The organism is Bradyrhizobium nitroreducens, assembly GCF_002776695.1.
In the GTDB taxonomy this organism is placed as follows: Bacteria; Pseudomonadota; Alphaproteobacteria; order Rhizobiales; family Xanthobacteraceae; genus Bradyrhizobium; species Bradyrhizobium nitroreducens.
Map to the genome: position 1 here is coordinate 846,789 of NZ_LFJC01000003.1, position 24,773 is coordinate 871,561.

23 protein-coding genes are annotated in these 24,773 nt (G+C 63.7%); 12 read left to right on the top strand and 11 right to left on the bottom strand.

The annotated features are described in order from the left end of the window. Positions 1-23: 23 nt before the first annotated feature. Positions 24-617, bottom strand: a complete 594-nt coding sequence (hisB, locus tag TSA1_RS04270) for an imidazoleglycerol-phosphate dehydratase HisB (protein ID WP_100175256.1) — start codon at positions 615-617, stop codon at positions 24-26. A gap of 190 nt (positions 618-807) precedes the next feature. Between hisB and hslV the strand changes: the two genes are divergently transcribed. From hslV to TSA1_RS04290, 4 genes are all read left to right on the top strand, one after another. Beyond that, positions 808-1,368, top strand: a complete 561-nt coding sequence (gene hslV, locus TSA1_RS04275) for an ATP-dependent protease subunit HslV (protein ID WP_100175257.1) — start codon at positions 808-810, stop codon at positions 1,366-1,368. 91 nt (positions 1,369-1,459) lie between these two features. After that, on the top strand, positions 1,460-2,074 hold the full coding sequence (locus TSA1_RS04280; protein ID WP_100175258.1) for a DUF2585 domain-containing protein: 615 nt from the start codon (positions 1,460-1,462) through the stop codon (positions 2,072-2,074). Between the two features lie 49 nt (positions 2,075-2,123). Continuing rightward, positions 2,124-3,428: an ATP-dependent protease ATPase subunit HslU gene (gene hslU / locus TSA1_RS04285; RefSeq protein ID WP_100175259.1), complete on the top strand. Its 1,305-nt coding sequence runs from the start codon at positions 2,124-2,126 to the stop codon at positions 3,426-3,428. Positions 3,429-3,456: 28 nt separating this feature from the next. Next, entirely contained in the window at positions 3,457-4,581 is a 1,125-nt protein-coding gene (locus TSA1_RS04290) for a hypothetical protein (RefSeq protein ID WP_100175260.1), read from the top strand. On the opposite strand, the gene TSA1_RS04295 is transcribed toward TSA1_RS04290, so the two are convergent. The 3 genes from TSA1_RS04295 to TSA1_RS04305 are packed head-to-tail and all read right to left on the bottom strand — an operon-like array spanning position 4,578 to position 7,379. Then, entirely contained in the window at positions 4,578-5,168 is a 591-nt protein-coding gene (locus TSA1_RS04295; RefSeq protein WP_100175261.1) for a Smr/MutS family protein, read from the bottom strand. The genes TSA1_RS04290 and TSA1_RS04295 overlap by 4 nt on opposite strands. Next, on the bottom strand, positions 5,165-6,694 hold the full coding sequence (gene mltA, locus TSA1_RS04300; protein WP_174718750.1) for a murein transglycosylase A: 1,530 nt from the start codon (positions 6,692-6,694) through the stop codon (positions 5,165-5,167). The genes TSA1_RS04295 and mltA overlap by 4 nt, the downstream gene beginning before the upstream one ends. Beyond that, complete coding sequence (locus TSA1_RS04305) at positions 6,672-7,379, bottom strand: Tim44/TimA family putative adaptor protein (RefSeq protein ID WP_100175263.1); 708 nt, start codon at positions 7,377-7,379, stop codon at positions 6,672-6,674. The genes mltA and TSA1_RS04305 overlap by 23 nt, the downstream gene beginning before the upstream one ends. Before the next feature lie 416 nt (positions 7,380-7,795). Here TSA1_RS04305 and secB point away from each other — a divergent pair, with 416 nt between their 5' ends. After that, on the top strand, positions 7,796-8,284 hold the full coding sequence (secB, locus tag TSA1_RS04310; protein ID WP_097660485.1) for a protein-export chaperone SecB: 489 nt from the start codon (positions 7,796-7,798) through the stop codon (positions 8,282-8,284). Here the strand turns inward: secB and dnaQ are convergent. From dnaQ to TSA1_RS04330, 4 genes are read right to left on the bottom strand one after another with little or no spacing between them, the layout of a single operon-like run. Further along, entirely contained in the window at positions 8,281-8,997 is a 717-nt protein-coding gene (gene dnaQ, locus TSA1_RS04315; protein ID WP_100175264.1) for a DNA polymerase III subunit epsilon, read from the bottom strand. The two genes, secB and dnaQ, sit on opposite strands and share 4 nt — an antisense overlap. Positions 8,998-9,051: 54 nt before the next feature. Then, positions 9,052-9,651, bottom strand: a complete 600-nt coding sequence (gene coaE / locus TSA1_RS04320) for a dephospho-CoA kinase (RefSeq protein WP_100175265.1) — start codon at positions 9,649-9,651, stop codon at positions 9,052-9,054. A gap of 23 nt (positions 9,652-9,674) precedes the next feature. Continuing rightward, on the bottom strand, positions 9,675-10,283 hold the full coding sequence (locus TSA1_RS04325; protein WP_100175266.1) for a Maf family nucleotide pyrophosphatase: 609 nt from the start codon (positions 10,281-10,283) through the stop codon (positions 9,675-9,677). A gap of 8 nt (positions 10,284-10,291) precedes the next feature. Continuing rightward, on the bottom strand, positions 10,292-11,131 hold the full coding sequence (locus tag TSA1_RS04330; RefSeq protein WP_100175267.1) for a pyruvate, water dikinase regulatory protein: 840 nt from the start codon (positions 11,129-11,131) through the stop codon (positions 10,292-10,294). A gap of 461 nt (positions 11,132-11,592) precedes the next feature. On the opposite strand from TSA1_RS04330, the gene hemJ reads away from it, so the two are divergent. From hemJ to TSA1_RS04370, 7 genes are all read left to right on the top strand, one after another. Further along, entirely contained in the window at positions 11,593-12,027 is a 435-nt protein-coding gene (gene hemJ, locus TSA1_RS04340) for a protoporphyrinogen oxidase HemJ (protein WP_100175269.1), read from the top strand. A gap of 251 nt (positions 12,028-12,278) precedes the next feature. Continuing rightward, the gene (gene rho / locus TSA1_RS04345; protein WP_008133567.1) at positions 12,279-13,544 is read left to right on the top strand and encodes a transcription termination factor Rho; all 1,266 of its coding nucleotides are present in this window, start codon (positions 12,279-12,281) and stop codon (positions 13,542-13,544) included. Positions 13,545-13,857: 313 nt separating this feature from the next. Further along, the gene (gene mnmE / locus TSA1_RS04350) at positions 13,858-15,195 is read left to right on the top strand and encodes a tRNA uridine-5-carboxymethylaminomethyl(34) synthesis GTPase MnmE (RefSeq protein ID WP_100175270.1); all 1,338 of its coding nucleotides are present in this window, start codon (positions 13,858-13,860) and stop codon (positions 15,193-15,195) included. Positions 15,196-15,628: 433 nt separating this feature from the next. Then, positions 15,629-17,509, top strand: coding sequence for a tRNA uridine-5-carboxymethylaminomethyl(34) synthesis enzyme MnmG (gene mnmG / locus TSA1_RS04355; RefSeq protein ID WP_100175271.1), 1,881 nt, complete (start codon positions 15,629-15,631; stop codon positions 17,507-17,509). A gap of 109 nt (positions 17,510-17,618) precedes the next feature. Then, positions 17,619-18,305, top strand: a complete 687-nt coding sequence (gene rsmG, locus TSA1_RS04360; RefSeq protein WP_245448099.1) for a 16S rRNA (guanine(527)-N(7))-methyltransferase RsmG — start codon at positions 17,619-17,621, stop codon at positions 18,303-18,305. 29 nt (positions 18,306-18,334) lie between these two features. Beyond that, positions 18,335-19,189 carry a ParA family protein gene (locus tag TSA1_RS04365; RefSeq protein ID WP_100175273.1) on the top strand — a complete coding sequence of 285 codons (855 nt, stop codon included), beginning with the start codon at positions 18,335-18,337 and terminating at the stop codon, positions 19,187-19,189. Between the two features lie 153 nt (positions 19,190-19,342). Further along, on the top strand, positions 19,343-20,230 hold the full coding sequence (locus TSA1_RS04370) for a ParB/RepB/Spo0J family partition protein (RefSeq protein WP_174718751.1): 888 nt from the start codon (positions 19,343-19,345) through the stop codon (positions 20,228-20,230). A 199-nt stretch (positions 20,231-20,429) separates the two neighbouring features. Here the strand turns inward: TSA1_RS04370 and holA are convergent, their stop codons facing one another. From holA to leuS, 3 genes are all read right to left on the bottom strand, one after another. Continuing rightward, complete coding sequence (holA, locus tag TSA1_RS04375; RefSeq protein WP_100175275.1) at positions 20,430-21,458, bottom strand: DNA polymerase III subunit delta; 1,029 nt, start codon at positions 21,456-21,458, stop codon at positions 20,430-20,432. Positions 21,459-21,589: 131 nt separating this feature from the next. Next, positions 21,590-22,141 (bottom strand): LPS assembly lipoprotein LptE, encoded by a 552-nt coding sequence (lptE, locus tag TSA1_RS04380; protein ID WP_100175276.1) that lies wholly within the window; start codon positions 22,139-22,141, stop codon positions 21,590-21,592. Next, positions 22,128-24,764: a leucine--tRNA ligase gene (gene leuS / locus TSA1_RS04385; RefSeq protein ID WP_100175277.1), complete on the bottom strand. Its 2,637-nt coding sequence runs from the start codon at positions 24,762-24,764 to the stop codon at positions 22,128-22,130. Before leuS ends, lptE begins: the two co-directional genes overlap by 14 nt. Between the last annotated feature and the right edge of the window lie 9 nt (positions 24,765-24,773).

Sequence of the window (24,773 nt, forward strand, 5' to 3'; positions counted from 1 at the left end):
AATGCCGCCGCCGGCCGGAAACGTCAGCCGCCGAGCGAGCCCTTGGTCGACGGGATCTCGCCCGCCGCCTTCGGGTCGATCGCGACGGCGGTGCGCAGCGCCCGCGCCAGACCTTTGAAGCAGGACTCGGCGATATGGTGGCTGTTATCGCCATATAGGGTCTCGACGTGGAGAGTCACGCCGGCGTTCATGGCGAAGGCCTGGAACCACTCGCGCACCAGCTCCGTGTCGAATTCGCCGATCTTGTCGCGGGGAAAATCGGCCTTGAACACCAGGAACGGGCGGCCCGAGATGTCGATGACCACGCGCGACAGCGTCTCGTCCATGGGCATGTGGATGCCGGCATAGCGGGTGATGCCCGCCATGTTGCCGAGCGCCTGCTTGACCGCCTGGCCGAGCGCGATGCCAGTGTCTTCGGTGGTATGGTGATAATCAATGTGCAGATCGCCGACCGCCTTGACCGTGAGGTCGATGCGGGAATGGCGGGCGAGAAGATCGAGCATATGGTCGAAAAAGCCGATGCCGGTCGCGATATTGGCCACGCCGGTGCCATCGAGGTTCACGGAGACCTCGATGTCGGTTTCCTTGGTCTTGCGCTTGATCGTCGCGGTGCGCATTGAAACTGGCTCTCATCCTGGCTCGGGGCCGAAAACGCCGGTCTTTTAACAGCCAAATGACGCCTTCGCTACCGCGGGATCGCCTTGGCTGGGCGGCACTTCCACCTATGGTGACCGAAATTGGGGCCGGAGCGGCCCGTTGTGCCCTCAGCTCCGACCGCCTAAATCAGGCCGGACAGTGAGGTACTTCATGCAGGATTCCAAGAACAGCTCGCCGGGCTGGCACGGCACTACGATCTTGACCGTCCGCAAGGGCGGCAAGGTGGTGGTTGGCGGCGACGGCCAGGTCTCGATCGGCCAGACCGTCATCAAGTCCAACGCCAAGAAGGTCCGGAAACTCGGCAAGGGCGACGTGATCGGCGGCTTTGCCGGTGCCACCGCCGACGCCTTCACCCTGTTCGAGCGGCTGGAAGCCAAGCTCGAGCAATATCCGGGGCAGCTGACCCGGGCCGCGGTCGAGCTCGCCAAGGATTGGCGTACCGACCGCTATCTGCGGCGGCTGGAGGCCATGATGATCGTGGCCGACAAGGACGTCTCCCTGGTGCTGACAGGCACCGGCGACGTACTCGAGCCCGAGGCCGGCGTGATGGCGATCGGCTCCGGCGGCAATTACGCGCTGGCGGCGGCCCGAGCCCTGCTCGACACCGACAAGGACGCCGAGGCCATCGTCCGCCGCTCCATGGACATCGCCGCCGACATCTGCGTCTACACCAACCGGAATTTGACCATCGAGAGCCTGGCGACCGGGTAGAGGATCCATCCGTGGACGGGGAGCGTAGCTCTGGGCTCGATCTAACCTCTCCCGCTTGCGAGCGGGAGAGGGAGCACAATGCTGCTCGGGCATGACACTCGCGCCCGAGAGCACCAAGACAGCGATCCCTCCAGCCTACTGGGTCGGCATCGCGCTGTTGCTGCTGGCGCTGCAGGCCGCGATCCTGTTCGCGATGGGGCGGGTGCCGATCTGCACCTGCGGCTATGTCAAGCTGTGGCACGGCGTGGTGAACAGCTCGGAGAACTCCCAGCACATCGCCGACTGGTACACCTTCTCGCACATCCTGCACGGCTTTCTGTTCTACGGCCTGACCTGGCTGCTGTTCGTGCGCATGCCGTTCCTGTCCTTGTCGTGGCCGACGCGGTTGATCATCGCCATGCTGATCGAAGGCGCCTGGGAGATCGTCGAGAACTCGCCGTTCATCATCGAGCGCTACCGCGCCGGCACGATCTCGCTGGATTATTTCGGCGACAGCATCGTCAATTCGGTCTCCGACAATCTGGCCATGATGCTCGGGTTCCTCGTCGCGCGCGTTCTGCCCGTATCGGCGACGATCCTGATCGGCCTCGCCTTCGAGCTCATGCTGGCGCTCCACATTCGCGACAATCTGACGCTCAACATCCTGATGCTGATCCATCCGATCGAGGCCGTGAAGCAATGGCAGTCGGGTCCGCCCATCATCTGACCGAAAAAGCGACTTGTCCTTGGCCGCCTCCCGCCCTAGCTAGACAGACATGACAGACTTCTCTCCCCGCGAAATCGTTTCCGAACTCGACCGTTTCATCGTCGGCCAGGCCGATGCCAAGCGCGCCGTCTCGATCGCGCTGCGCAACCGCTGGCGGCGGCAGCAGCTCACCGGCTCCTTGCGCGAAGAGGTGCTGCCGAAGAACATCCTGATGATCGGCCCGACCGGAGTCGGCAAGACCGAGATCGCGCGACGGCTCGCCAAGCTGGCGAATGCGCCGTTCCTCAAGGTGGAGGCGACCAAATTCACCGAGGTCGGCTATGTCGGCCGCGACGTCGAGCAGATCGTGCGCGATCTCGTCGAGGTCGCGATCGCCCAGGTGCGCGAGAAGAAGCGCAAGGACGTGCAGGCCCGCGCCCAGCTCGCCGCCGAGGAGCGCGTGCTCGACGCACTGGTCGGCGCCAATGCCTCTTCCACGACGCGTGAATCTTTTCGCAAGAAGCTGCGCGCCGGCGAATTGAACGACAAGGAAATCGAGATCGAGACGCAAGGCGGCGGCAGCGGCATGCCGATGTTCGAGATCCCGGGCATGCCGGGCGCGCAGATGGGCGCGATCTCGATCGGCGACATCTTCGGCAAGCTGGGCGGCCGCAGCAAGACGCGGCGGCTGACGGTCGAGAGCTCGCACGAGATCCTCGTCAACGAGGAATCCGACAAGCTGCTGGACACCGATCAGCTGACGCTGGAGGCGATCAGCGCGGTCGAGAACAACGGTATCGTGTTCCTCGACGAGATCGACAAGATCTGCGCCCGTGACGGCCGCGTCGGCGGCGACGTCTCGCGCGAGGGCGTGCAGCGCGATCTCTTGCCCTTGATCGAGGGCACCACGGTCTCGACCAAGCACGGCGCGGTGAAGACCGACCACATCCTGTTCATCGCCTCCGGCGCCTTCCACGTCGCAAAGCCGTCGGATCTGTTGCCGGAATTGCAGGGCCGGCTTCCGATCCGCGTCGAATTGCAGGCGCTGACCCGCGACGACATGCGCCGCATCCTGACCGAGCCCGAGGCCTCGCTGATCAAGCAATATGTCGCCTTGATGCAGACCGAGGGCGTGACGCTCGACATCACCGACAGCGCCATCGACGCGCTCGCCGACGTCGCTGTCGCCGTCAATTCCACCGTCGAGAACATTGGTGCGCGGCGGCTGCAGACGGTGATGGAGCGGGTGCTGGACGAAATCTCCTTCACCGCCCCCGACCGCAATGGCGAGACCGTCAAGGTCGATGCCGATTTCGTGCAGAAGCACGTCGGCGACCTCGCCAAGAACGCCGATCTGAGCCGGTTCATTTTGTAATTTGGAGCGGTCACGCTATTGATGCGGCGTGACCGTACGCATCCTGCAAAACCCCTGGCGTCTGCTGCTCGCGATCAACGCGGCGGTGATCGCCGGCGTGTTCATTCACAAGATCCAGCTGCCGCCTTACGTCCCCTATATCCATCTCCTGGTCGACTATCATCTCGGCTTCATCAAGCGCGCGCTGATCGGCGCGGTCATCGCATTGTTCACCGACAAGGTGCCGGTGTGGCTGGTATTCGCGATCGGCGGGGTGACGTGGCTGGTGACGCTGGCGCTTTTCCTGAGGCTCTTTCAGAGAACGTTCGGGTTCACCGCGAAGACGCTGCCGCTGTTCGTCTTCATCGCGGGCTCGCCGTTCTTCCTGAAGAACTTCATGCACACGCTCGGCCATTTCGACATCTATGGCTGCGCACTGGCGATCGTCCTGCTGCTGATGCCGGCGGGTTCGCTGCTGTTTGTTGCCACGGCCGCGCTGTTCTCGGTCATTCTCGTGCTGATCCACCACATTCATCTCCTGATGTATGTGCCGACGATCGTCACCATCGTCGTGATCAGGCACTACCTCGCCTATGGCTGCAACCGCAGCAACGTCGCCTTCGGCATCGGCGCCCTCGGCCTCGTCTCCGCGCTGTTCTTCGCGGCGCAATTCTGGGGAACGATGCCGATCCCGGAGGCGGATTTCGTCGCATATCTGAAGACGCGTATGGCCGATCCTTCCCGCACGGATCTGCTGCAATTCGCCTACATCTGGTACCAGCCGCTGGCGAAGGAGATTTCGGACACCTGGGGCCGGCTGCCGCACAACAGCCTCGGCGTGCCCGTGTTCGCAGCTCTGATCTGGCTGCACACGCCGCTGTGGCGTTTCTTTGCCGACCTGATCGGCGCGCTCGCGAGCGATCTGCACAGGCGGTTCGTCATCGCAGCGCTGGTCGGCGTCAGCCTCGCCTATCTCGTGATGTTCGCGATGGTGTTCGACTATTCGCGCTGGATCTCGAACTGGGCGGTCTGCATGTTCCTGATCCTGCATGCGGTGAAGATGCTGCCGGCCGCGCGGGACACTGCGCTGATTCCGGCGGAGGATCGCCGCACGAACATCTTCGGCCTGATCATCACGTTGATCCCGCGCGTCGGAATCATCCGGCCGTTCTAAGACCTCGCCCGTCTGATCCGCACATACAGCGCGCCCTCGCCGCCGTGGCCGATATGCGCGGTCTCGAAGCCGACGACGAAAGCGCGGAATTCCGGCAGGCTCAGCCATTCCGGCACCTGGCGGCGCAGCACGCCGCTTTCGCCGCCGGTTCTTCCCTTGCCGGTGATGACGAGCACGAAGGTCAGTCCATCATGATGGGCGCGGTGCAGGAAGCCGGTCAGTGCGCGATGGGCGCGCGTCTGGGTCATGCCGTGCAGATCGAGCCGCGCCTCGATCTCGCTGCGGCCGCGCGACAATTTCGCGCGCTCGCGCTTGCCGAGCGGCGCCAAGGGCGGGACCGGCGGTTTCGTGACCCGCGGCGCCGGCGCAGTGGCAACCGGTCTTGCCGGCGACGAAGGCCGGGTCACCGGAGCCGCCAGTGAAGGTGCGGCAGGCGGCGCGGCGTGCGCCTTGGCCGTGCGAAGCTTCCTGAGCGGCTTGACCTGTTTGGCGACGCTGTCCCACAGCGCGCGCTCCTCCTCGCTCAGCGCGCGGCGACGCGGCGAGGGGCGAGGCTCCAGCACGGGCGGACGGGACGATCGCTTCATTGCTGCCGATGGGGACGATTCTTCGCTGGCCGACGCGGTTCAGGGGCAGGGTCGATCGCGGGGCGCGGCACCGGTAGCGGAACGGGGCCGGCGATGGCAACCGTTTCGTTCTTGTCTTGCGCCGCGGCGGCGGCAGGTGTGCCCGCCTTTGCCGGGGGGGTCTGCGGAAACAGCTTTGCGATCTTCTCGGACGGCCGCGGGTCCGGCACCGGCAGCCGCGCAGCACGCACGCTGGGATCGAGGCCCTTCGGCACCAGCATCACGAAATGCATGGGATGGCGCAGCCGCCCCGAGATGCGGCCGGCTTCCTGGCCTGCGCCGAAAAACAGATCGGCGCGCGCGGGGCCGATGATGGCCGAGCCGGTGTCCTGCGCGATCATCAGCCGGTGGAACGCGGTCTTGGCGCGTTCGGACTCGATCGGCAGCTCGCCCTCGATGAAGAACGGCGTGCCGTAGACATGCAGCGACTTGTCGACCGCGATCGAGCGTCCCGCCGTCAGCGGGATGCCCTGCGCGCCCACCGCCTCGTCCTTGTCGGAGAGGTTGACCTCGCGGAAGAAGATGTAAGCGCGATTCTGACGACGCAGCTCCTTGGCGCCATCGGGGTTCTGCGCCATCCATTCCCTGATCTTCTGCATCGACATCTCCTCCTTCGGGATGATGCCGCGCTCGATCAGGATGCGCCCGACGGCGGTGTAGGGATAGCCGTTATAGGCGTCGTAGTTGAGCCGGACCGACGTGCCGTCGTCGAACTTGATCCGCGCCGAACCCTGGATCTGCGCGAACAACAGATCGGTCGGATCCTTCAGCCAGGCGATCTCCAGCCCACGGCCGGCGATCTTGCCGTCCTCGATCTCGCCGCGGTCGTAATAGGGGACCAGCTTGCGGCGGCCGATCTTGCGATAGACCGGCCCCTTGTTGGGCAGACTCACCGAATCCTGCTTGTAGCCGCGCACGAACAGGTTCGAGGGACGGCGGTAGACCGGAACATTGTAGACGTCGGTCTGCGTGCGCGATCCCTCCAGCACCGGCTCGTAATAGCCGGTGACGAAACCGTCGGGTTCGCCGAGACGCGAGATGCGCAGCGGCGCGAAATTCTCCTCGAAGAAGGTTTTGGCTTTGGCGTCGTCGGTCAGCTCGAGCGATTTTGCCGCCCGGCAGGGCTCACTCAGCGAGCCTGCCAGCGCCTTGGGTTCGGCCACGCCGGTTTGAGCGTTGATCGTCTTGCAGCTCGCGCGAAACGTCTTGAACGCCGCGAGATGATCGTCATCGCCCCAGCCTTTCACGTCCGCCCAGGCCAGCGGCAGATATTGCGCGCCGGATATTTCGAACGGCAGCGGCAGCTGCGGATAGGGCAAGGCCCGCGGCGGAGCGGCAGGCAGCGCCGGAGCATGATGGTGATGGCTGCGATAGTGGCGCCGCGCCGCCTCGGCGCCGAGCGAAAACGACGACAGCACGACGACGCCTGCGCAAAGCGCCGTCGCGCTGTTCTTCAGAAAGACTTTAGTTCGCGCTTCCGGTGCCAACCAGCTTCCAGTTCGGATCGCGAGAGGTGATGTCGCGGGCGAAAGTCCAGATGTCGGTGATGTCGGCGACCGTATCGGCACTGCCGTCGACGATGTTGCCGGCCTTGTCTCGGGTGGCCGAGATCATCTGCGAGACGAAACGGATCGTGAGCTGGGCGGTACGGTCGCGCAGCTCGGCACCGACGAGCTCGGCCTTGTCGATCGAGACGAAGCGGGTCTCGGTCTTCTGATCGTTCTTCTCGCGCTCCTTGATCGCGGCGTCGAAGCTGTCATAGACCTCCGACGACAGCAGGTCGCGCAGCGCGCGGCGGTCGCCATTGGCAAAGGCCAGCACGATCATCTCGTAGGCGCCGCGGGCGCCCGAGATGAAATGGCGCGGATCGAACGTGGAATCCTTGTCGACGATGGCATCCAGGCCCTGCGCCAGCGGGGTACCGGGTTCAGCCAGCCCCTTCCAGCGGTCGGAGGGCGGGGTCGGCTCGGCGGTCGGCGCCAACGGGGCCTGATCGATCACCTTGCCCGGCATGGCCACGACATTGTTGTCCTGGGCTCCCCCCAACGCATTGCGGGCGGCCGTCCGGTCGAACGGCGGCCGTTCGTTGCCGGTCCGCTGACCGAGCACGCTGCGCAGCCGCAGAAAGATGAAGACCGCCAGCGCCAGGAAGATAATGGTGTAGATGTCCACGTCGTATTCGCTTTCTGGTCTTCTCGAGAAGTGGCCGACTAGAAGGGGCTCGTTGCCGGGAAAATCAATCCGGCCAGTAGACCGTTCCATACGGGAACGGCAAGTCTACATCACCATTTTAGGTCCGCGTCAGGTCCTTCGGGATGTAGGCACGAAATCTTGCCCGGCCAATGGCGCCTTTTGGCACAGCAGCAAGTGTAGCGCGTTTTATGCTTAAGGGGAAACCCGATCCTGCCCGGAAATCGCGCATCTTCAATCGTTTAAGGCGCTATTTCGCGGAAACGGCAGGATGAGCGTCATAGTTGCGAGCGTGGGGCGTATCCCCCTGCGGGACCGTTCGTCCTTGTGGAACGAGGCGGCCCTATGTTAGCCAACCGCCGCGAAATTCAGCCCAAATCGGGTAAGGAGAGACTCTCATGACCAACGGTAACGGCACCCCTCCCGAGGCGGCCCAGGCGCCCCAGCTCAACGTGCTGGCGCAATATACCAAGGACCTGTCGTTCGAAAATCCGAACGCGCCCAGCTCGCTCCAGCAGCAGAGCCAGCCGCCCCAGATCAACATCCAGATCAATGTCAGCGCCAACAACCTCAGCGAACAGGAGTTCGAGGTGACGCTGTCGGTCGAGGGCAAGGCCGAGACCGCGGGCAAGATCATGTTCTCGTTCGAGCTCGCTTATGCCGGCGTGTTCCGCATCGCCAACGTGCCGAAGGAAAATCTGCACCCGCTGGTCATGATCGAGTGCCCGCGCCTCTTGTTCCCGTTCGCACGCGAGATCATCGCCACCGCAGTGCGCGACGGCGGGTTCCCGCCCCTGATGCTGGATCCGGTCGACTTCGTCGGCCTCTATCGCCAGAACATGGAGCGGCAAATGGCCGCCCAGGGCGGTCAAGCCGGTCAGGCTTAACCAGCCGGTGGGGCGACTGGGGCGGCGAGATACTCGTTCCAGATCGCCTTTTCGCCCATCGTTGCGATGAAGGCCCGATGGGCCTCTCGCTCGGCCTCTGAAACCCGCGGCGCGAGCGGCACAAGGCGCTGCCGCCGCGGCGCATCGCCGGCCGCATTGACGCGAATCTCCTGAGTGTCCGACGCCAGGAGCAGCTGCGATTGCCGCGCTCCCACCAGATCGACATAGACCTCGGCCAGCAGTTCGGCGTCCAGCAATGCGCCGTGCTTGGTGCGGTGTGAATTGTCGATCGAATAGCGCGAGCAGAGATCGTCGAGCCGGTTGGACACGCCGGGATGCTTGCGCCGCGCCAGCAGCAGCGTATCGACCAGCCGCTCGCGCGGGATCGCCGCGCGCTTGATCCGGTCGAGCTCGGCATTGATGAAGCCGATATCGAACGAGGCGTTGTGGATCACCAGCGGCGCATCGCCAATGAATGCGAGAAACTCGTCGACGATCTCGTGGAACAACGGCTTGGTCGACAGGAATTCAGCCGACAGCCCGTGCACGGCGAAGGCTTCCGCCGGCATGTCCCGCTCGGGGTTGATGTAGACGTGATAGCTCTGCCCCGTCGGCATGCGATTGAGGATCTCGACGCAGCCGATTTCGACCAGCCGATCGCCGCGCAGCGGATCGAGGCCAGTGGTTTCGGTATCGAGAACGATTTCGCGCATGTCCTGAGATCGGTATCTTGAGATTGGTGCCGTGAGAGCCGGGTCGGCCGCGAATCAGGTTCGCCGCTGCGGCATCTTAACGACCTCGGCCAGGATGTGCGCGATTTGGGCGCGCACCGGCTCAAGTCCGTGGGACGTATCCACCACGAAATCGGCCCGCTTGCGCTTCTCGGCATCCGGGGTCTGCTTGGCGATGATGGCGTCCAGCTTGGCTTCGTCCATCGTGCCGCGTGCCAGCACCCGTTCGCGCTGCAGTTCCGGCGAGGTCGAGACCACGACCACGGCGTCGACCCGCTTCTCGCCGCCGGTTTCGAACAGCAGCGGAATGTCCAGCACCACGACCGGCGCCTTGGCGGCCTCGGCGTCGGCGAAGAATTTTTGGCGGGAGGCGCCGAGCATCGGATGGACGATCTGCTCGAGCTGCTTGATGGCAGCGGGATCATGCACGACGCGCGCCGACAGCTTGGGACGATCGACCTTGCCGTTCGCGGTGGTGCCGGGGAAGGCGGCCTCGATCGCCGGCGCCGCTTCGCCCTCGTAGAGCTCATGCACGGCGGCATCGGCGTCGTAGACGGGCACGCCGGCCTCCGCGAACAATTTCGCGGTGGTCGATTTTCCCATCCCGATCGAGCCGGTCAGTCCCAGGATCCGCATCAGCCTATAACCATGTCCGTCATTCACACGGCAACTAGCCGTTCGCGCCGCAGGAACGCAAGCAGCGCCAGCAACGGCAGGCCGAGAATGGTGAAATGGTCGCCCTCGATATGTTCGAACAGATGGATGCCGAGGCCTTCGAGCTGATAGGCCCCGACGCTGGTGGTGACGGCATCGCCGGCGGCATCGAGATAGGCCGACAACTCCGCCTCGGTCATCTCCCGCATCGTCATGCGGGCCACCGAGACGTCCTCAAAAACGACCTTGCCGTCACGTGCCAGGGCCACCGCGGAATTCAGCTCGTGGCTGTTGCCGGCGAGATCGCGCAATTGCGCCAAGGCCTGCGGCCGGCCAGCGGGCTTGTTGAAGAGACGGTTGCCAAGGGCCAGCGTCTGATCGGCGCCGATCACGTAGCTGCCGGGATGATCCGCGCAGACGGCTTTGGCTTTTTCGCGGGCCAGCAGCAGAGCGATCTCGCGCGGGCTCGATAGCTTCGACGCAGCCTGAATACCGCGTTCATCGATATCGGCGGCAACAGCCTTGAATTCCAGCCCGGCATTGGCCAGCAGCATCTTGCGCGCGCTGCTCTGCGAGGCCAGGATCAACGGAGATTTGCCGCGCCACAGACCCATTGCGAAAACTATTCCGTGGGCCGGTTACGCTGACGATCGCTGTAGAGCTTCATGATCGCCGCGGCGGTTTCCTCGATCGAGCGACGCGTGACGTCGAGCAGCGGCCAATCATGCTTGGCGCTGAGCTTGCGCGCGAACGCGACCTCCTCGGTCACCGACTGCTTGTCGGTATAGGTGTCGCTGCCGGATTCGGCTCCCATGGAGAGCAGGCGATTCTGACGAATCTGGATCAGCCGTTCCGGCGTCGCATGCAGGCTGACGACCAGCGGCCGCGTCAGCTTCTCCAACTGTTCGGGCACGGGAATGCCCGGCACCAGCGGTACATTGGCGGTGCGGATGCCCCGATTGGCCAGATAGATCGACGTCGGGGTCTTGGAGGTGCGGGACACGCCCACCAGCACCACGTCGGCGTCGTCGAGGCCTTCGACATGCTGACCGTCGTCATGGATCATCGTGTAGTTCAGTGCGTCGATGCGCTTGAAATATTCCGCGTTGAGGACGTGCTGAGCGCCGACGCGGCCTGTGGTCGCAGCCCCGAGATAGGCTTCGAACAACTGCATCACCGGACCGATGATCGACAGGCTCGGAACGTTGATCCCCTTGCACTTGTCCTCGAGCCTGGAGACCAGATCCTTCTCCAGCAGTGTGAACAGCACGATCCCCGGCGCCTCCTCGATCTCATCGAGCACGCGATCGAGCTGCTTCTGGCTACGCACCAGCGGATAGACGTGCTCCACGGGGGTCACGTTCGCATATTGCGCGGCAACCGCGCGCGCCACGGTGATCAGCGTCTCGCCGGTGGAGTCGGAGACCAGGTGCAGATGGAAATAATTGTTCGAGGTCGGCACAAAATCTCTTTGTATGGAGGCGGTGTGGATTGTGGATTTCTGTGGAGCTTAACCCCTCGGAAAGGGATGTGCGACACCAGGGGCGGGACAAGTGCCAATTTTCTTCACACCACTGCCCATGGGAACAAGTTCGCCGCCCTGAGAGGCCGAAAGCGGGATTGCGCGAACAACTCCCTTGATAAGCTGCCGATAAAAACACGCAAGCCTTTGAGGCCGGTTGACTTATCGGAAGGCGGCAGGTCTGTCCGGGATATGTGGATGGGTGTGAACAAGCGCGCGTGAACGCGCGGACGGAATTGCGTGAGTCCAATCCACGGTCACATAGACTCAAACCTTAAGAATCTAAGATTCTTTATAGGAGAAGGGGCGCTCCAGATGGACTATGTGTGAAGGTGAGACCTTAACGAGTTCTTACTATCCCCAGTGCTCCCTTCGCTGGATAGAAATCCGGACCCGCGAAAATGTTCGAAGACGTCTATCTCTGGATCAAGGCGCTGCATGTGATCGCCGTCATCGCCTGGATGGCGGGCATGCTCTATCTGCCGCGGCTGTTCGTCTATCATTCCGAGGCCGAGATCGGCTCGAAGCAGTCGGAAACGTTCAAGGTGATGGAACGCCGTCTGCTCAAGGCCATCATCAATCCCGCCATGATCGTGACCTGGCTCGCCGGGCTCTATCTGGCTTGGTCCGGCCACTGGTTCTCCTTCGGCTGGCTGCACGTAAAACTGGCACTGGTCCTGGCGATGTCCGCGGTCCACGGCTTTTTTTCCCGCTGGCTGAAGGATTTCGCCGCCGACCGGCGCCCGCGGACCCAGAAATTCTATCGGATTATCAATGAGGTGCCGACCGTTCTGATGATTCTCATCGTCATCATGGTGATCGTGAAGCCGTTCTAGGCGGGACTTGCGATCAATCCGCCTAGCGCTTCGGCTTGCGGAGTGGGAAGCGATTTTCTATATTGCCGACATCCCACCCAACGCAGGCGGATGTGGTTGTGTCTGAGCTTTCCAGAGGCCGGACACCGCATCAGGTTTGAAGCCTCATCGGCACTTAACCTTGCCAGACCTGCGGACCTTGCCTTCTCACGTCCGCATTTCAGAGCCTCCTCGCACCCCCCCTCCCAAGGCTACCCCACAGGACCACCCCAATGCGGGAAATTAAACTCGAAGACCTCAAGTCCAAAACGCCGGCCGAGCTCGTCTCGTTCGCGGAGGAGAATGGGGTCGAGAATGCCAGCACCATGCGCAAGCAGGAGCTGTTGTTCGCCATCCTCAAGCAGCTCGCGCTCGCCGAGACCGATATCGTCGGCCAGGGCGTCGTCGAGGTTCTCTCCGATGGCTTCGGCTTTCTCCGCTCGCCCGATGCGAATTATCTGCCGGGCCCGGATGACATCTACGTTTCGCCTTCGCAGATCCGCCGTTTCGGCCTGCGCACCGGCGACACCATCGAAGGTCACATCCGCAGCCCCAAAGAGGGCGAGCGCTATTTCGCACTGCTGAAGGTCAATACGCTCAATTTCGAGGACCCGGAAAAGGCCAAGCACAAGGTCAATTTCGACAACCTCACGCCGCTGTTTCCGAACCAGCGTTTCCGCATGGAAATCGACGATCCGACGCGAAAAGACCTTTCTGCAAGGGTGATCGACATCGTCGCCCCGATCGGTAAAGGCCAGCGTGCGTTGATCGTGGCGCCGCCGCGCACGGGTAAAACCGTGCTGATGCAGAACATCGCGCATTCGATCACGCACAATCATCCCGAATGCTATCTGATCGTGCTGCTGATCGACGAGCGTCCCGAAGAAGTCACGGACATGCAGCGCTCGGTGAAGGGTGAGGTCGTGTCGTCGACCTTCGACGAGCCGGCGGTCCGCCACGTCCAGGTCGCCGAGATGGTGATCGAGAAGGCCAAGCGTCTGGTCGAGCATGGCCGCGACGTCGTGATCCTGCTCGATTCGATCACGCGTTTGGGTCGCGCCTACAACACCGTGGTGCCGTCATCCGGCAAGGTGCTGACCGGCGGTGTCGACGCCAACGCGCTGCAGCGCCCGAAGCGCTTCTTCGGTGCCGCCCGCAATATCGAGGAGGGCGGCTCGCTGACCATCATCGCGACCGCGCTGGTCGATACTGGCAGCCGCATGGACGAAGTCATTTTCGAAGAGTTCAAGGGCACCGGCAACTCGGAACTGATCCTGGACCGCAAGGTCTCGGACAAGCGCACCTTCCCGGCGATCGACATCTCACGCTCCGGCACCCGCAAGGAGGAGCTCATCACCGATCCGCAGGTGCTCAAGAAGATGTACGTGCTCCGCCGCATCCTCAATCCGATGGGGACGATGGACGCGATCGACTTCCTGCTCGACAAGCTGCGCTCGACCAAGAGCAATTCGGAGTTCTTCGACTCCATGAATACTTGAGTGCAGTGCAGCAAAGGATCAAAGGGCGCCTTCGGGCGCCCTTTTTGTTTTGCGGCTTTGCTGCAGCGTAGGTGCAGCATGAAGGAATGCTGCACGACCGATCCTAGGTTTTATTAAGATATTGATATATCTAAATAATACTTGAATTCGGCTGGGCCGAACTGCTGCCGCAGGAGGCCGGGCGCAGCATGCAGTCCTTCTATATTGCGGTGCAATATGCGAATTGCTGCGGGATTTGCTGCAGCAAGATGCGGCCGTTGGCCGGGCCGGAAACGGATGTTTGCCTTTTCCCAACGAGCCGCACAAATAGGCCATGCATCCACGAGACCAGACCATCTTTGCGTTGTCGTCCGGCCGCGCGCCCAGCGCCATCGCGGTGGTCCGCGTCTCGGGCCTCCAAGCCGGCCTGGTGCTGACGACGCTCGCGGGCAAGCTGCCGGCGCCGCGGCAGGCCAGCCGCCGGCTGCTTCGGGACAGCGCAGGACAGCCGATCGACGACGCCGTCGTGCTCTGGTTTCCCGGGCCGGGCAGCGCGACCGGCGAGGACATCGCCGAATTTCACGTCCATGGCGGCCGCGCCGTGCTGGCCGCGCTCCTCGCCAGTATTTCGATAGTTCCGAATACACGTGGGGCCGAGCCGGGCGAATTCACGCGGCGCGCGTTCGAGAACGGCAAGCTCGATCTCACCGAGGCCGAGGGCCTCGACGATCTCATCCATGCCGACACCGACCGCCAGCGCCGCCAGGCGCTGCGGCAGCTGCAAGGCCTGCTCGGCGATCGCGCACGCGATTGGCGCGAGCGCATCATCGAGGCCTCGGCGCTGATCGAGGCCGGCATCGATTTTTCCGATGAGGGCGACGTGCCGGCGGAGCTGAGGGCGCCGGCGATGAAGGCGATCAAGAGCCTTCGCGAAGAAATTTCAGAAGTCCTCGCGGCACAGGGACATTCTGAACGCTTGCGCGACGGCCTCGTGGTTGCGATCGCCGGCGAGCCGAACGTTGGCAAGTCGACGTTGATCAATCAGCTCTCGCGTCGCGAGGTAGCGATCGTCTCGCCCTACGCCGGTACGACGCGCGACGTGATCGAGGTGCAACTCGATCTCGACGGCTATCCGGTCACCGTCATCGATACCGCCGGGATTCGAGAGACCGACGATCCGGTCGAGCAGGAAGGCGTGCGCCGCGCACGTGCGCGGGCCGAGGATGCCGACCTCGTGCTGTGGCTGGTGGAGGGCGGGCGCGCCGTCGATCCGGATGCAAGGCCGCCGCTGTTGACGTCCGGCGGCTCGGTCTGGATCGTGCGCAACAAGATCGACCTCAACGAGGGCGGCGGCGCCGCACCGGCCGGCGGGTTCGCGATCTCGGCAAGCAGGGGTGACGGCATTCCCGAGCTGGTCGAAGCACTCGTGAAATTCGCGGCCGATTTCTTCGGGACGACCGAGGGTGCCTTGGTGACCCGGGCTCGCCAACGCCATCTGTTGCGCCAGGCGTCAGACAGCTTGCGCCGGAGTCTGGAGCTTGTAGAAGAGGGCGAGGAGCTGGCAGCCGAAGAGCTGCGCGCTGCCGCGTATGCCTTGGGTCGGCTGTTGGGCCGGGTGGACGTCGAGGACGTCCTGGGGGCCATCTTCCAGAAATTCTGCATCGGAAAGTAGCGCTAGTTCTTCATTGTAGAACTAGCGCTTGTTCCATTTCTTATGTTTCACGTGAAACAGGCGCGGGAACCACCTCGTAGCCCGTATTGCCTTCCATTCCATCCGAGTTCCGCGTCCACCTCTGTTTCACGTGAAACGTCGGGCCGCGCCCGTCATTGCGAGCCCTTGCGACGAAGCAATCCCCGATTGTCTTCCCAGCGGGATTCTGGATTGTTTCGCTTGCAAGGACAGTGCGCGGAGCGTCGGCTTCCGCTCTATTTTCATCGCGGAGAATGGCCCGGTGAAACAGCAGTCCTTTCAAAGCCTTCGCTACTGTGCATGGGGTTGTTTTCGCAAAAATGCTCCGAAGCCCACCGGCCCGCGTTTCACGTGAAACATTCACCTCTCCAGTTTCCGCTTCCGGCTTTCCTGCCTCTGAGCTAGAAGTCCGATCATGCGAACAGAGCGAGAGAGCTTCGACGTCATCGTGATTGGCGGCGGCCATGCCGGCTGTGAAGCCGCGGCTGCGTCTGCCCGGATGGGGGCGACGACTGCTCTGGTGACGCACCGCTTCTCTACCGTCGGAGCAATGTCCTGCAATCCCGCCATCGGTGGTCTCGGCAAGGGGCATCTGGTCCGCGAAGTCGATGCACTCGATGGTCTGATGGGGCGCGTTGCTGATGCCGGCGGCATCCAGTTTCGCGTGCTCAATCGCCGCAAAGGCCCGGCAGTGCGCGGTCCTCGGGCTCAGGCTGACCGGAAGCTCTATGCCGCAGCGATGCAGGCCGCGATCCAGGAGACCGACGGTCTTTCGGTCATCGAAGGCGAGGCCGATGAGCTGATCGTTGTCGACAGCCGCGTCACGGGACTGCGGCTGGCCGACGGCCGGGAGCTCCGGGCAGGGGCCGTCGTCGTCACCACCGGGACCTTCCTGCGTGGTCTGATCCATCTCGGCGAGAGGAATTGGCCTGCCGGACGAGTCGGTGAAGCCCCCGCGATGGGTCTTTCCAGCTCGTTTGAGCGTGCCGGCTTCACCCTTGGGCGGCTCAAGACGGGCACTCCGCCCCGTCTGGATGGCACGACGATCGACTGGTCCGCCGTCGAGATGCAGCCCGGAGACGAGCCGCCTGAGCCGTTCTCGGTGATGACCGAACGGATCACGACGCCTCAAATTCAGTGCGGGATCACCCGGACCACCGCGGCGACCCATGAGGTGATCCGCGCGAACGTCCATCGCTCTCCGATGTATTCCGGCCAGATCAAGAGCTCTGGGCCACGCTATTGCCCCTCGATCGAGGACAAGATCGTTCGCTTTGGCGATCGCGACGGCCACCAGATCTTCCTGGAGCCGGAAGGCCTCGACGATACGACGGTTTATCCCAACGGCATCTCGACCTCGCTGCCGGAGGAGGTCCAGCTCGCGATCCTCGCCAGCATCCCTGGTTTGGAGCGCGTCAAGATGGTCCGCCCGGGCTATGCCATCGAATACGACCACATTGACCCGCGCGAACTCGATCCGACCCTGCAGACCAAGCGTCTTCGCGGCCTGTTCCTGGCCGGGCAGATCAACGGCACCACAGGATATGAAGAAGCTGCCGGGCAGGGAATCGTGGCCGGCCTGAATGCTGCGCTTGCCGCCAGCGGTGCTGCACTGACGGTATTCGACCGTGCGGATGGCTATCTCGGGGTGATGATCGATGACCTCGTCACCCGCGGCATCAGCGAGCCCTATCGGATGTTCACCTCGCGCGCCGAGTACCGGCTGACGCTTAGGGCGGATAACGCCGATCAGCGTCTGACCGAGAAGGGGATCGCACTTGGTTGCGTCGGCAATGCCCGTATCAGGCATCACCGGGCCAAGATGGACGCCCTGAACGCGGCCCGGATGCTCTCAAAGTCACTGACCATCACCCCGAACGAGGCGATCAAGCATGGTCTGTCTCTGAACCGGGATGGCCAGCGCCGATCGGCCTTCGAGCTGATGGCCTATCCGGAGATCGGCTGGAGCCAGGTCCGGACGATCTGGCCGGAGCTGTCCGCCATCGATCCCGTCATTGCCACCCATCTCGAGATCGACGCTAAATACGATGTCTATCTGGAGCGCCAGAGCGCCGACGTCGAAGCCTTCCGGCGTGACGAGGGGATGGTGCTGTCGGAAGTCGATTACCAGCAGGTGCCGGGTCTCTCCAATGAGGTGAGGGCCAAGCTGGAGAAGGCGCGGCCGTTCACGGTCGGTCAGGCCGGCCGGATCGACGGCATGACGCCGGCGGCGCTCGGCATCCTCGCGGCCTATCTCCGGCGCGAGGCACGGAAGACCTCAAAAGCAATCGCATAAGCCAATCGCATAGGCGTTTCACGTGAAACAGCGCGGACCCGGCGGGGACAGACCGCTATCGCGACGATCCGGACCGGGTGAGGGCACGGGTCATAGATCCGGTCCGAGCTTGGCCAAACCAAAGATCGACAAATCCAACGCCAAGGATCAGGCGCTCGACTCCATTATCGCAGCCGACAAGCGCGAGGCGCTCAAGCTCGCGCCCGTTTCACGTGAAACCGAAGAGCGGCTCGATCGCTACATCGCGCTGCTGCGGGAGTGGCAGGCCAAGACCAATCTGGTCGCGCCCTCGACGCTACCCCATCTCTGGACCAGGCATATCGCCGACTCGCTCCAGCTCCTCGATCTCGCGCCCGACGCAAAGCGCTGGGCCGACCTTGGCAGCGGCGGCGGCTTTCCCGGCGTCGTGCTGGCCTGCGCGATGGCCGGAACGCCCGGCGCGAGCGTGCATCTCGTCGAACGAATCGCCAAGAAGGCTGCGTTTTTGCGCGAAGCGATCCGCGTCACCACATCTCCGGGAGTCGTACATCTCGCTGAGATCGGGGATAATGTGGATAGAATCACCGGCCCCGTCGATTGCGTCACCGCCCGCGCGCTGGCTCCGCTACATCAACTCATCGGCTTTGCGGAGCCGCTGATGCGCCAGGGCGCAAAGGCGTTGTTTCTCAAGGGTCAAGATGTAGAGGCTGAATTGACCGAAGCCGCTAAATATTGGAATATTCAGCCACAGCTCCACCGAAGCCGGACAGGCGACGGCTGGATCGTCGAGCTGACTTCAGTTGAACGGCGCGGGTGAGGCGTTCAGGGGTTGAGTGGGGAATTTCGATGACCGTGATTGACGAGCCGCAGCAAGAAAAGACCGCAGAGGTCCCGCATGGCCATCCGCGCATCCTGGCACTCGCCAATCAGAAGGGCGGTGTGGGAAAAACAACCACAGCGATCAACCTCGGCACCGCGCTCGCGGCGATTGGCGAACGCGTCCTGATCGTCGATCTCGATCCGCAGGGCAATGCCTCGACCGGCCTCGGCATCGATCGCCGCAACCGCTCGTGCTCGACCTATGACGTGCTGATCGGCGAATCGAGCTTGCGCGAAGCGGTGGTCTCGACCGCGGTGCCGCGGCTGCACATCGCGCCCTCGACCATGGATCTCTCCGGTCTCGAGCTCGAGCTCGGCACCACGCCCGGCCGCGCTTTCAAGCTGCGCGACGCGATCGGCGCGCTCAACAACAACGTCTCGCCGGAGTCTGATTACACGTACGTGCTGATCGACTGCCCGCCCTCGCTCAACCTGCTCACGGTGAATGCGATGGCAGCGTCGGATGCGATCCTGGTGCCGTTGCAGTGCGAGTTCTTCGCGCTCGAGGGTCTGTCACAATTGCTCCAGACGGTGGAGCAGGTGCGCTCGACGCTCAATCCGAACCTGTCGATCCACGGCATCGTGCTGACCATGTTCGACTCGCGCAACAACCTCTCGAACCAGGTCGTCGCCGACGTCCGCCAGTTCATGGGTGAGAAGGTCTACAAGACCATGATCCCGCGCAACGTGCGCATCTCGGAGGCGCCGTCCTACGGCAAGCCGGTGCTGGTCTACGATCTCAAATGCGTCGGCAGCGAAGCTTACTTGCGGCTCGCCACCGAAGTGATCCAGCGCGAGCGCGAGCTGCGCGTCACGCATTGAAGCCGGACGACGTTGATTCGTGGGATGGGTAGAGCATAGCGAGACCCATCCCCCCAAACGCAAACAGCGATGGGTTTCGCTTCGCTCTACCCATCCTACAAGTTTCGAAATTCAGTTCTGGAGTGCTGCAGCGTGAATCCAAGGGAGCTGACGATGGCCGACGAAGCGCGTTCGCGACTGGGCCGGGGTCTTGCAAGTCTGATCGGTGACGTCGGCGGCGAGGCCCAGCATGTCGATCGACCGCGCGCGCAGCGCAAGGTGCCGATCGAGTTCATCAAGGCCAATCCGCGCAATCCACGTCGCACCTTTCTGGACGCCGAGCTGAAGGAGCTCTCCGAGTCCATCAAGCAGCACGGCGTGATCCAGCCGATCGTGGTGCGTCCGGTGAAGGGCGCGCAGGACCGCTTCGAGATCATCGCCGGCGAGCGGCGCTGGCGCGCCTCGCAGATGGCGGGCCTGCACGAAGTGCCGATCGTGCCGGTCGACATCAGCGACAGCGACGCGCTGGAGTTCGCGATCGTCGAGAACGTGCAGCGCGAGGATCTCAATCCGATGGAAGAGGCGCAGGGCTATCACGCGCTCGCCAACGAGTTCAAACGCAGCCAGGAGGACATCGCGAGGGTCGTCGGCAAGAGCCGCAGCCATGTCGCCAACATGATGCGGCTGACCAAGCTGCCGGCCGAGGTGCAGGCTTTCATCGCGACCGGCGAGCTCACGGCCGGCCACGCTCGTGCGCTGATCGGCGTGCCGGATCCGCTCGCGGCCGCCAAGCGCATCGTCGAAGAGGGCCTCAACGTCCGTCAGGCAGAGGCGCTCGCGCATGAAGAGGGCGTGCCGGAGCGCAAGCCGCAGAAGGCGCGCAGCACGGGGGCTAAGGAAAAGGACCCCGACACGATCGATCTCGAAAAGCGCGTCAGCGACGCGCTCGGCCTCAAGGTCACCGTCAATCACCGTGACCCCGGCGGCTCGGTGCAGATCAACTACCGCAATCTCGATCAGCTCGACGAGGTGATGAAGCGGCTCGCCAAGGGCGTGTTGTAGGCCCGGGTGTCGTCCCCGCGAACGCGGGTACCCATACCGCGTGATCTCTCGATCGGATCCGGTCGCAGTACCGGACTACGAATCTTCGCAACACGTCTCCCTGTGGTTATGGGTCCCTTGCGTTCGCAGGGACGACACTGGACGTGTGGCGCGCTTCTGCGCCAACACCGTCATTGCAACGACGTGGAGATCGCGGGCTCTAACCCCGTCGCCTCGCATTCGCGGCGATCGCCATCAGCGTGCGCTGGGCGATGGCGGCGGCGAGAGTCGATTGCTTGCGGGTGTCGAGCGCGGCGGTCGCGAGCTGCTCGATCACCGCGGCGAGCCGGGCCGGGCTGAAATTGCGCAGCGCCGTCTCGACCGCGGGCTTTCGTGAAAAATGCAGCCGCGGATAGCCGCCGTCGAGCACGGCTGAGGCCGGCTGGCCGTCGGCGATCGCGAGCGCGGATTTGTGCAGCCACGCCGCCTGGCGCTGCGCCGCGGAGATGATCACACCGGGATAGGTGCCAGCGATCATGGCTTTGGCGAATTCGGTCTCGACGATGTCGGGCCGGCCGGCAAAGGCGCCGTCGACGATCGGGTCGAGCTTGAGCTCGGAGGCATCCGCCACCACGGCCATCACGTCGTCCAGCGTGACCTCGCCTTTGCCATGGGCGTAGAGCGTCAGTTTGCGCAGCTCGTTGCGCGAGGCCTGGCGGTCACCGCCGAGGAACGACATCAGCGCCGCGCGAGCATCCTGCGCGATGCGCAAATTCGCGATGCGCAATTCGTCATCCATGAGCTTGGCGAGGTCGCGCTCGGTGTCGGGATAGCAGCCGATCGCCACCGCGGTCTTGGCTTTCTCGCAGGCCTTGCGCAGCGGCGATTCCGGGCGGAGCTCGCCGGCCTCGATCACGATGCGGCAATCCTTCACATTCATCTCGGCCAGCGTGTCGATGCCGCTGGCGAAGCTGCGCGAGCCGGCGCGGATGCGGATGGCGCGGCGGCCGCCGAACAGCGGCACCGTCATGGCCTCGTCGACGAGGCGCGAGGGCTCGGCGGAGAGCTCGTCGCCGTCGAGCTTGACCAGGGAGAAGGGATCGTTGGGATCATCGACGCCGGAAGCGATCAGTGCATCGGCGCGCTCGCGCACGAGGCCGGCGTCGGGGCCGTAAAGCAGGATGATCGGACGGCCCGCATCGGGGCGGGCGAGGAAGGCGTCGATCTCTTTTCCGCGCAGCGCGACCATCGGACCCAATTGTCATTCCGGGGCTCGCAAAGCGAGAGCCCGGAATCCAGCGATTGTTTGATCGAGATTCTCAGCTGCGCAATTGTGCAACTGAGTTCACGCTACACGTGCCCCGGAATGGCGGGTATGACTTAAGTGCCCGCGGTGAAGAACGAGGCCAGCCGGGTCGTGATGTTCTCGGCGATCTCGTTGGCGGCGCGATCCTCGGCATCGCGCACGGCGCGGTTGCGGGAGAAGCGCTGATAGGAGCCCGGCATGTCGTAGGACACGCGTGAGAAGGTCGAGCCGGTCATGACCGACTTGCCGGTCGCGACCTCGATCAGATTGTACTGGGCGTCGATGCCGAGATTTTCGCTGGTCGGCAATCCCGTCGTGGCGCTGACGATCAGCGAGGAACGGCTGGTGGTGAAGCGGATGTCCAGCCGGTGGGTCGGCGGCATGCCCGTCGCGGAGCCGTAAAGCTTGAAGGCCAGCGCGTTGCGGATTTCGACGCCGACGCGGGCCTCGCGGGAGGCGTTGGGCTTGCTGATCGGGGGCAGCTCGACCCCCATCAGCTTCTCGCGCAGGCCGGGGGTCCCGTCGCTCCGCTCGGCATACATCGGCTGGAAACAGCCGGCCGTCAGCGCGGCCAAGGCGGCGACCGCCAGCAAGCGGGCTGCGATGCGGATCCTAGCCGACAACATTTACGATCCTCTTGGGGACGATGATCACCTTGCGGACGGGCTTGCCGTCCAGGGCCAGCTTTACCGCATCGAGGGCCAAAACGGCAGCCTCGATTTCCGGATTCTGGGCCGCTGTTGCAACTGTGACCTCACCCCGCTTCTTGCCGTTGACCTGGACCACCAGGGTCACGCTGTCCTCAACCAGCAAATCGCGTTCGATTTGGGGCCAATTGGCCTCCGAAACCAGCCCGCTCTGGCCCAGAGCCTGCCAGCACTCCTCGGCGAGGTGCGGCATCATCGGGGAGAACAGCTGGACCAGGATCTGGCTGGCTTCCCGGATCGCCCAAGCCAAATCTGGCGCGAGATCGGCCGCCGGCTGGCCGGGACGCTGCAGGATCTCCGAGAAGGCGTTGGCGAATTCGCGGATATGGGCCAGGCAGACGTTGAAGTGCAGCCGCTCGATCCCGGTGGTGACCTTGTCGAGCGCGCCGTGGGCGGCCTTGCGCAGGGCGGTGGCGTCCGGACCGAAGCTGGCCGGCCGGGCCGACGGCGCGGCGTTGCCGAGTTCGACGGAATCGTTCACCAGCCGCCATAGCCGCTGTACGAAGCGCGAGGCGCCCTGGACGCGCTCGTCGCTCCAGATCACGTCGCGGTCGGGCGGCGAATCCGACAGCATGAACCAGCGGGCGACGTCGGCGCCGTAGGTCTCGATGATGTCGTCGGGGTCGACCGTGTTCTTCTTCGACTTCGACATCTTCTCGATCGGGCCGATCTGGACGTCTTCGCCCGAAGTCAGCAGCGTGGCGCGGCGTCCGTTGCCGCCGACTTCGATCTTCACTTCGGCCGGCTGCACATAGGTACCGTCGGCCTTCTGGTAGGTCTCGTGCACCACCATACCTTGCGTGAACATTCCGGCGAACGGCTCGTCCAGCGCGATGTGCCCGGTCGCCTTCATCGCGCGGGTGAAGAAGCGGCTGTAGAGCAGATGCAGGATCGCATGCTCGACACCCCCGATATACTGGTCGACCGGCAGCATCCGGTTGGCGACCGCAGGCGTCGTCGGCGCGGTCTCGTTCCAGGGGTCGGTGAAGCGCGCAAAATACCAGGACGAATCCACGAAGGTGTCCATGGTGTCGGTTTCGCGGTTAGCCTTGCCGCCGCATTTCGGGCAGGTGACGTGCTTCCAGGTCGGGTGATGGTCCAGCGCGTTGCCCGGCTTGTCGAAGCTCACATCCTCCGGCAGCACCACGGGCAGGTCGGCATCCGGCACCGGCACGACGTCGCACTTCGGGCAATGGATCACGGGGATCGGGCAGCCCCAATAGCGCTGGCGTGAGATGCCCCAGTCCCGCAGGCGGAAATTGACCTGCCGCTCGCCAACCGGCGCGTTGCCGCGCAGCTCGCTTTCCAGGCGCCTTGCAACTTCGTCCTTGGCCTGATCGATGGTCATGCCGTCGAGGAAGCGCGAATTGATCATGCGGCCGTCACCGTCATAGGCGGTGTCGGTGATGACGAAGGTCTTGGGATCCTGGCCCTCGGGGCACACGACGGGCGTGTTGCCGAGATTGTACTTGTTGACGAAGTCGAGGTCGCGCTGGTCGTGCGCCGGGCAGCCGAAGATCGCGCCGGTGCCGTATTCCATCAGCACGAAATTGGCGACATAGACCGGCAGCTTCCAGCTCGGATCGAACGGATGCACCGCGCGGATGCCGGTGTCGAAACCCTGCTTCTCCGCGGTGTCGATGATCGATTGCGCGGTGCCGATCTTCTTGATGTCGGCAATGAACTCCGCAAGCCTCGGATTTTTCGCGGCGGCGGCCTGCGCGAGCGGATGATCCGCCGAGATCGCCATGAACTTCGCGCCGAACAGGGTGTCAGGGCGCGTCGTGAAAATCTTCAGCTCGTTCTCACCGGCGGGCGTCGTCGCTGCATCCAGCGCGAAACGGATCAAGAGGCCCTCGGAGCGGCCGATCCAGTTGCGTTGCATCAGCCTGACCTTGTCGGGCCAGCGGTCGAGCCCATCCAGCGCGGACAGCAGCTCCTGCGAGTACTTCGTGATCTTGAAGACCCACTGGCTCATCTCGCGCTGTTCGACGACGGCACCTGAGCGCCAGCCGCGGCCGTCGATCACCTGCTCGTTGGCGAGCACGGTCATGTCGACCGGATCCCAGTTGAGCTTGCGCTTCTCGCGCTCGGCGAGGCCGGCGGCGAGCATGTCCAGGAACATCTTCTGCTGATGCTTGTAGTAGCTGGGGTCGCAGGTCGCGAATTCGCGGCTCCAGTCCAGCGACAGCCCGATCGAGCGGAGCTGCTTCTTCATCGCGGCGATGTTGTCGTAGGTCCAGGCCTTGGGCGCGACCTTGCGCTCGATCGCGGCATTCTCGGCCGGCAGGCCGAAGGCGTCCCAGCCCATCGGGTGCAGCACGTTGAACCCCTTGGCGCGCATGAAGCGGGCCAGCACGTCGCCGAGCGTGTAATTCCGGACATGGCCGATATGGATGCGCCCCGACGGGTAGGGAAACATCTCGAGCACATAATATTTCGGCCGCGAATCATCGTTCTTGGAGACGAAGATCGCCTGTTCGTCCCAGAGGCGTTGCCAGCGCGGTTCGGCGTCGCGGGCGTTATAGCGTTCGGAGGTCATGGAATCGTT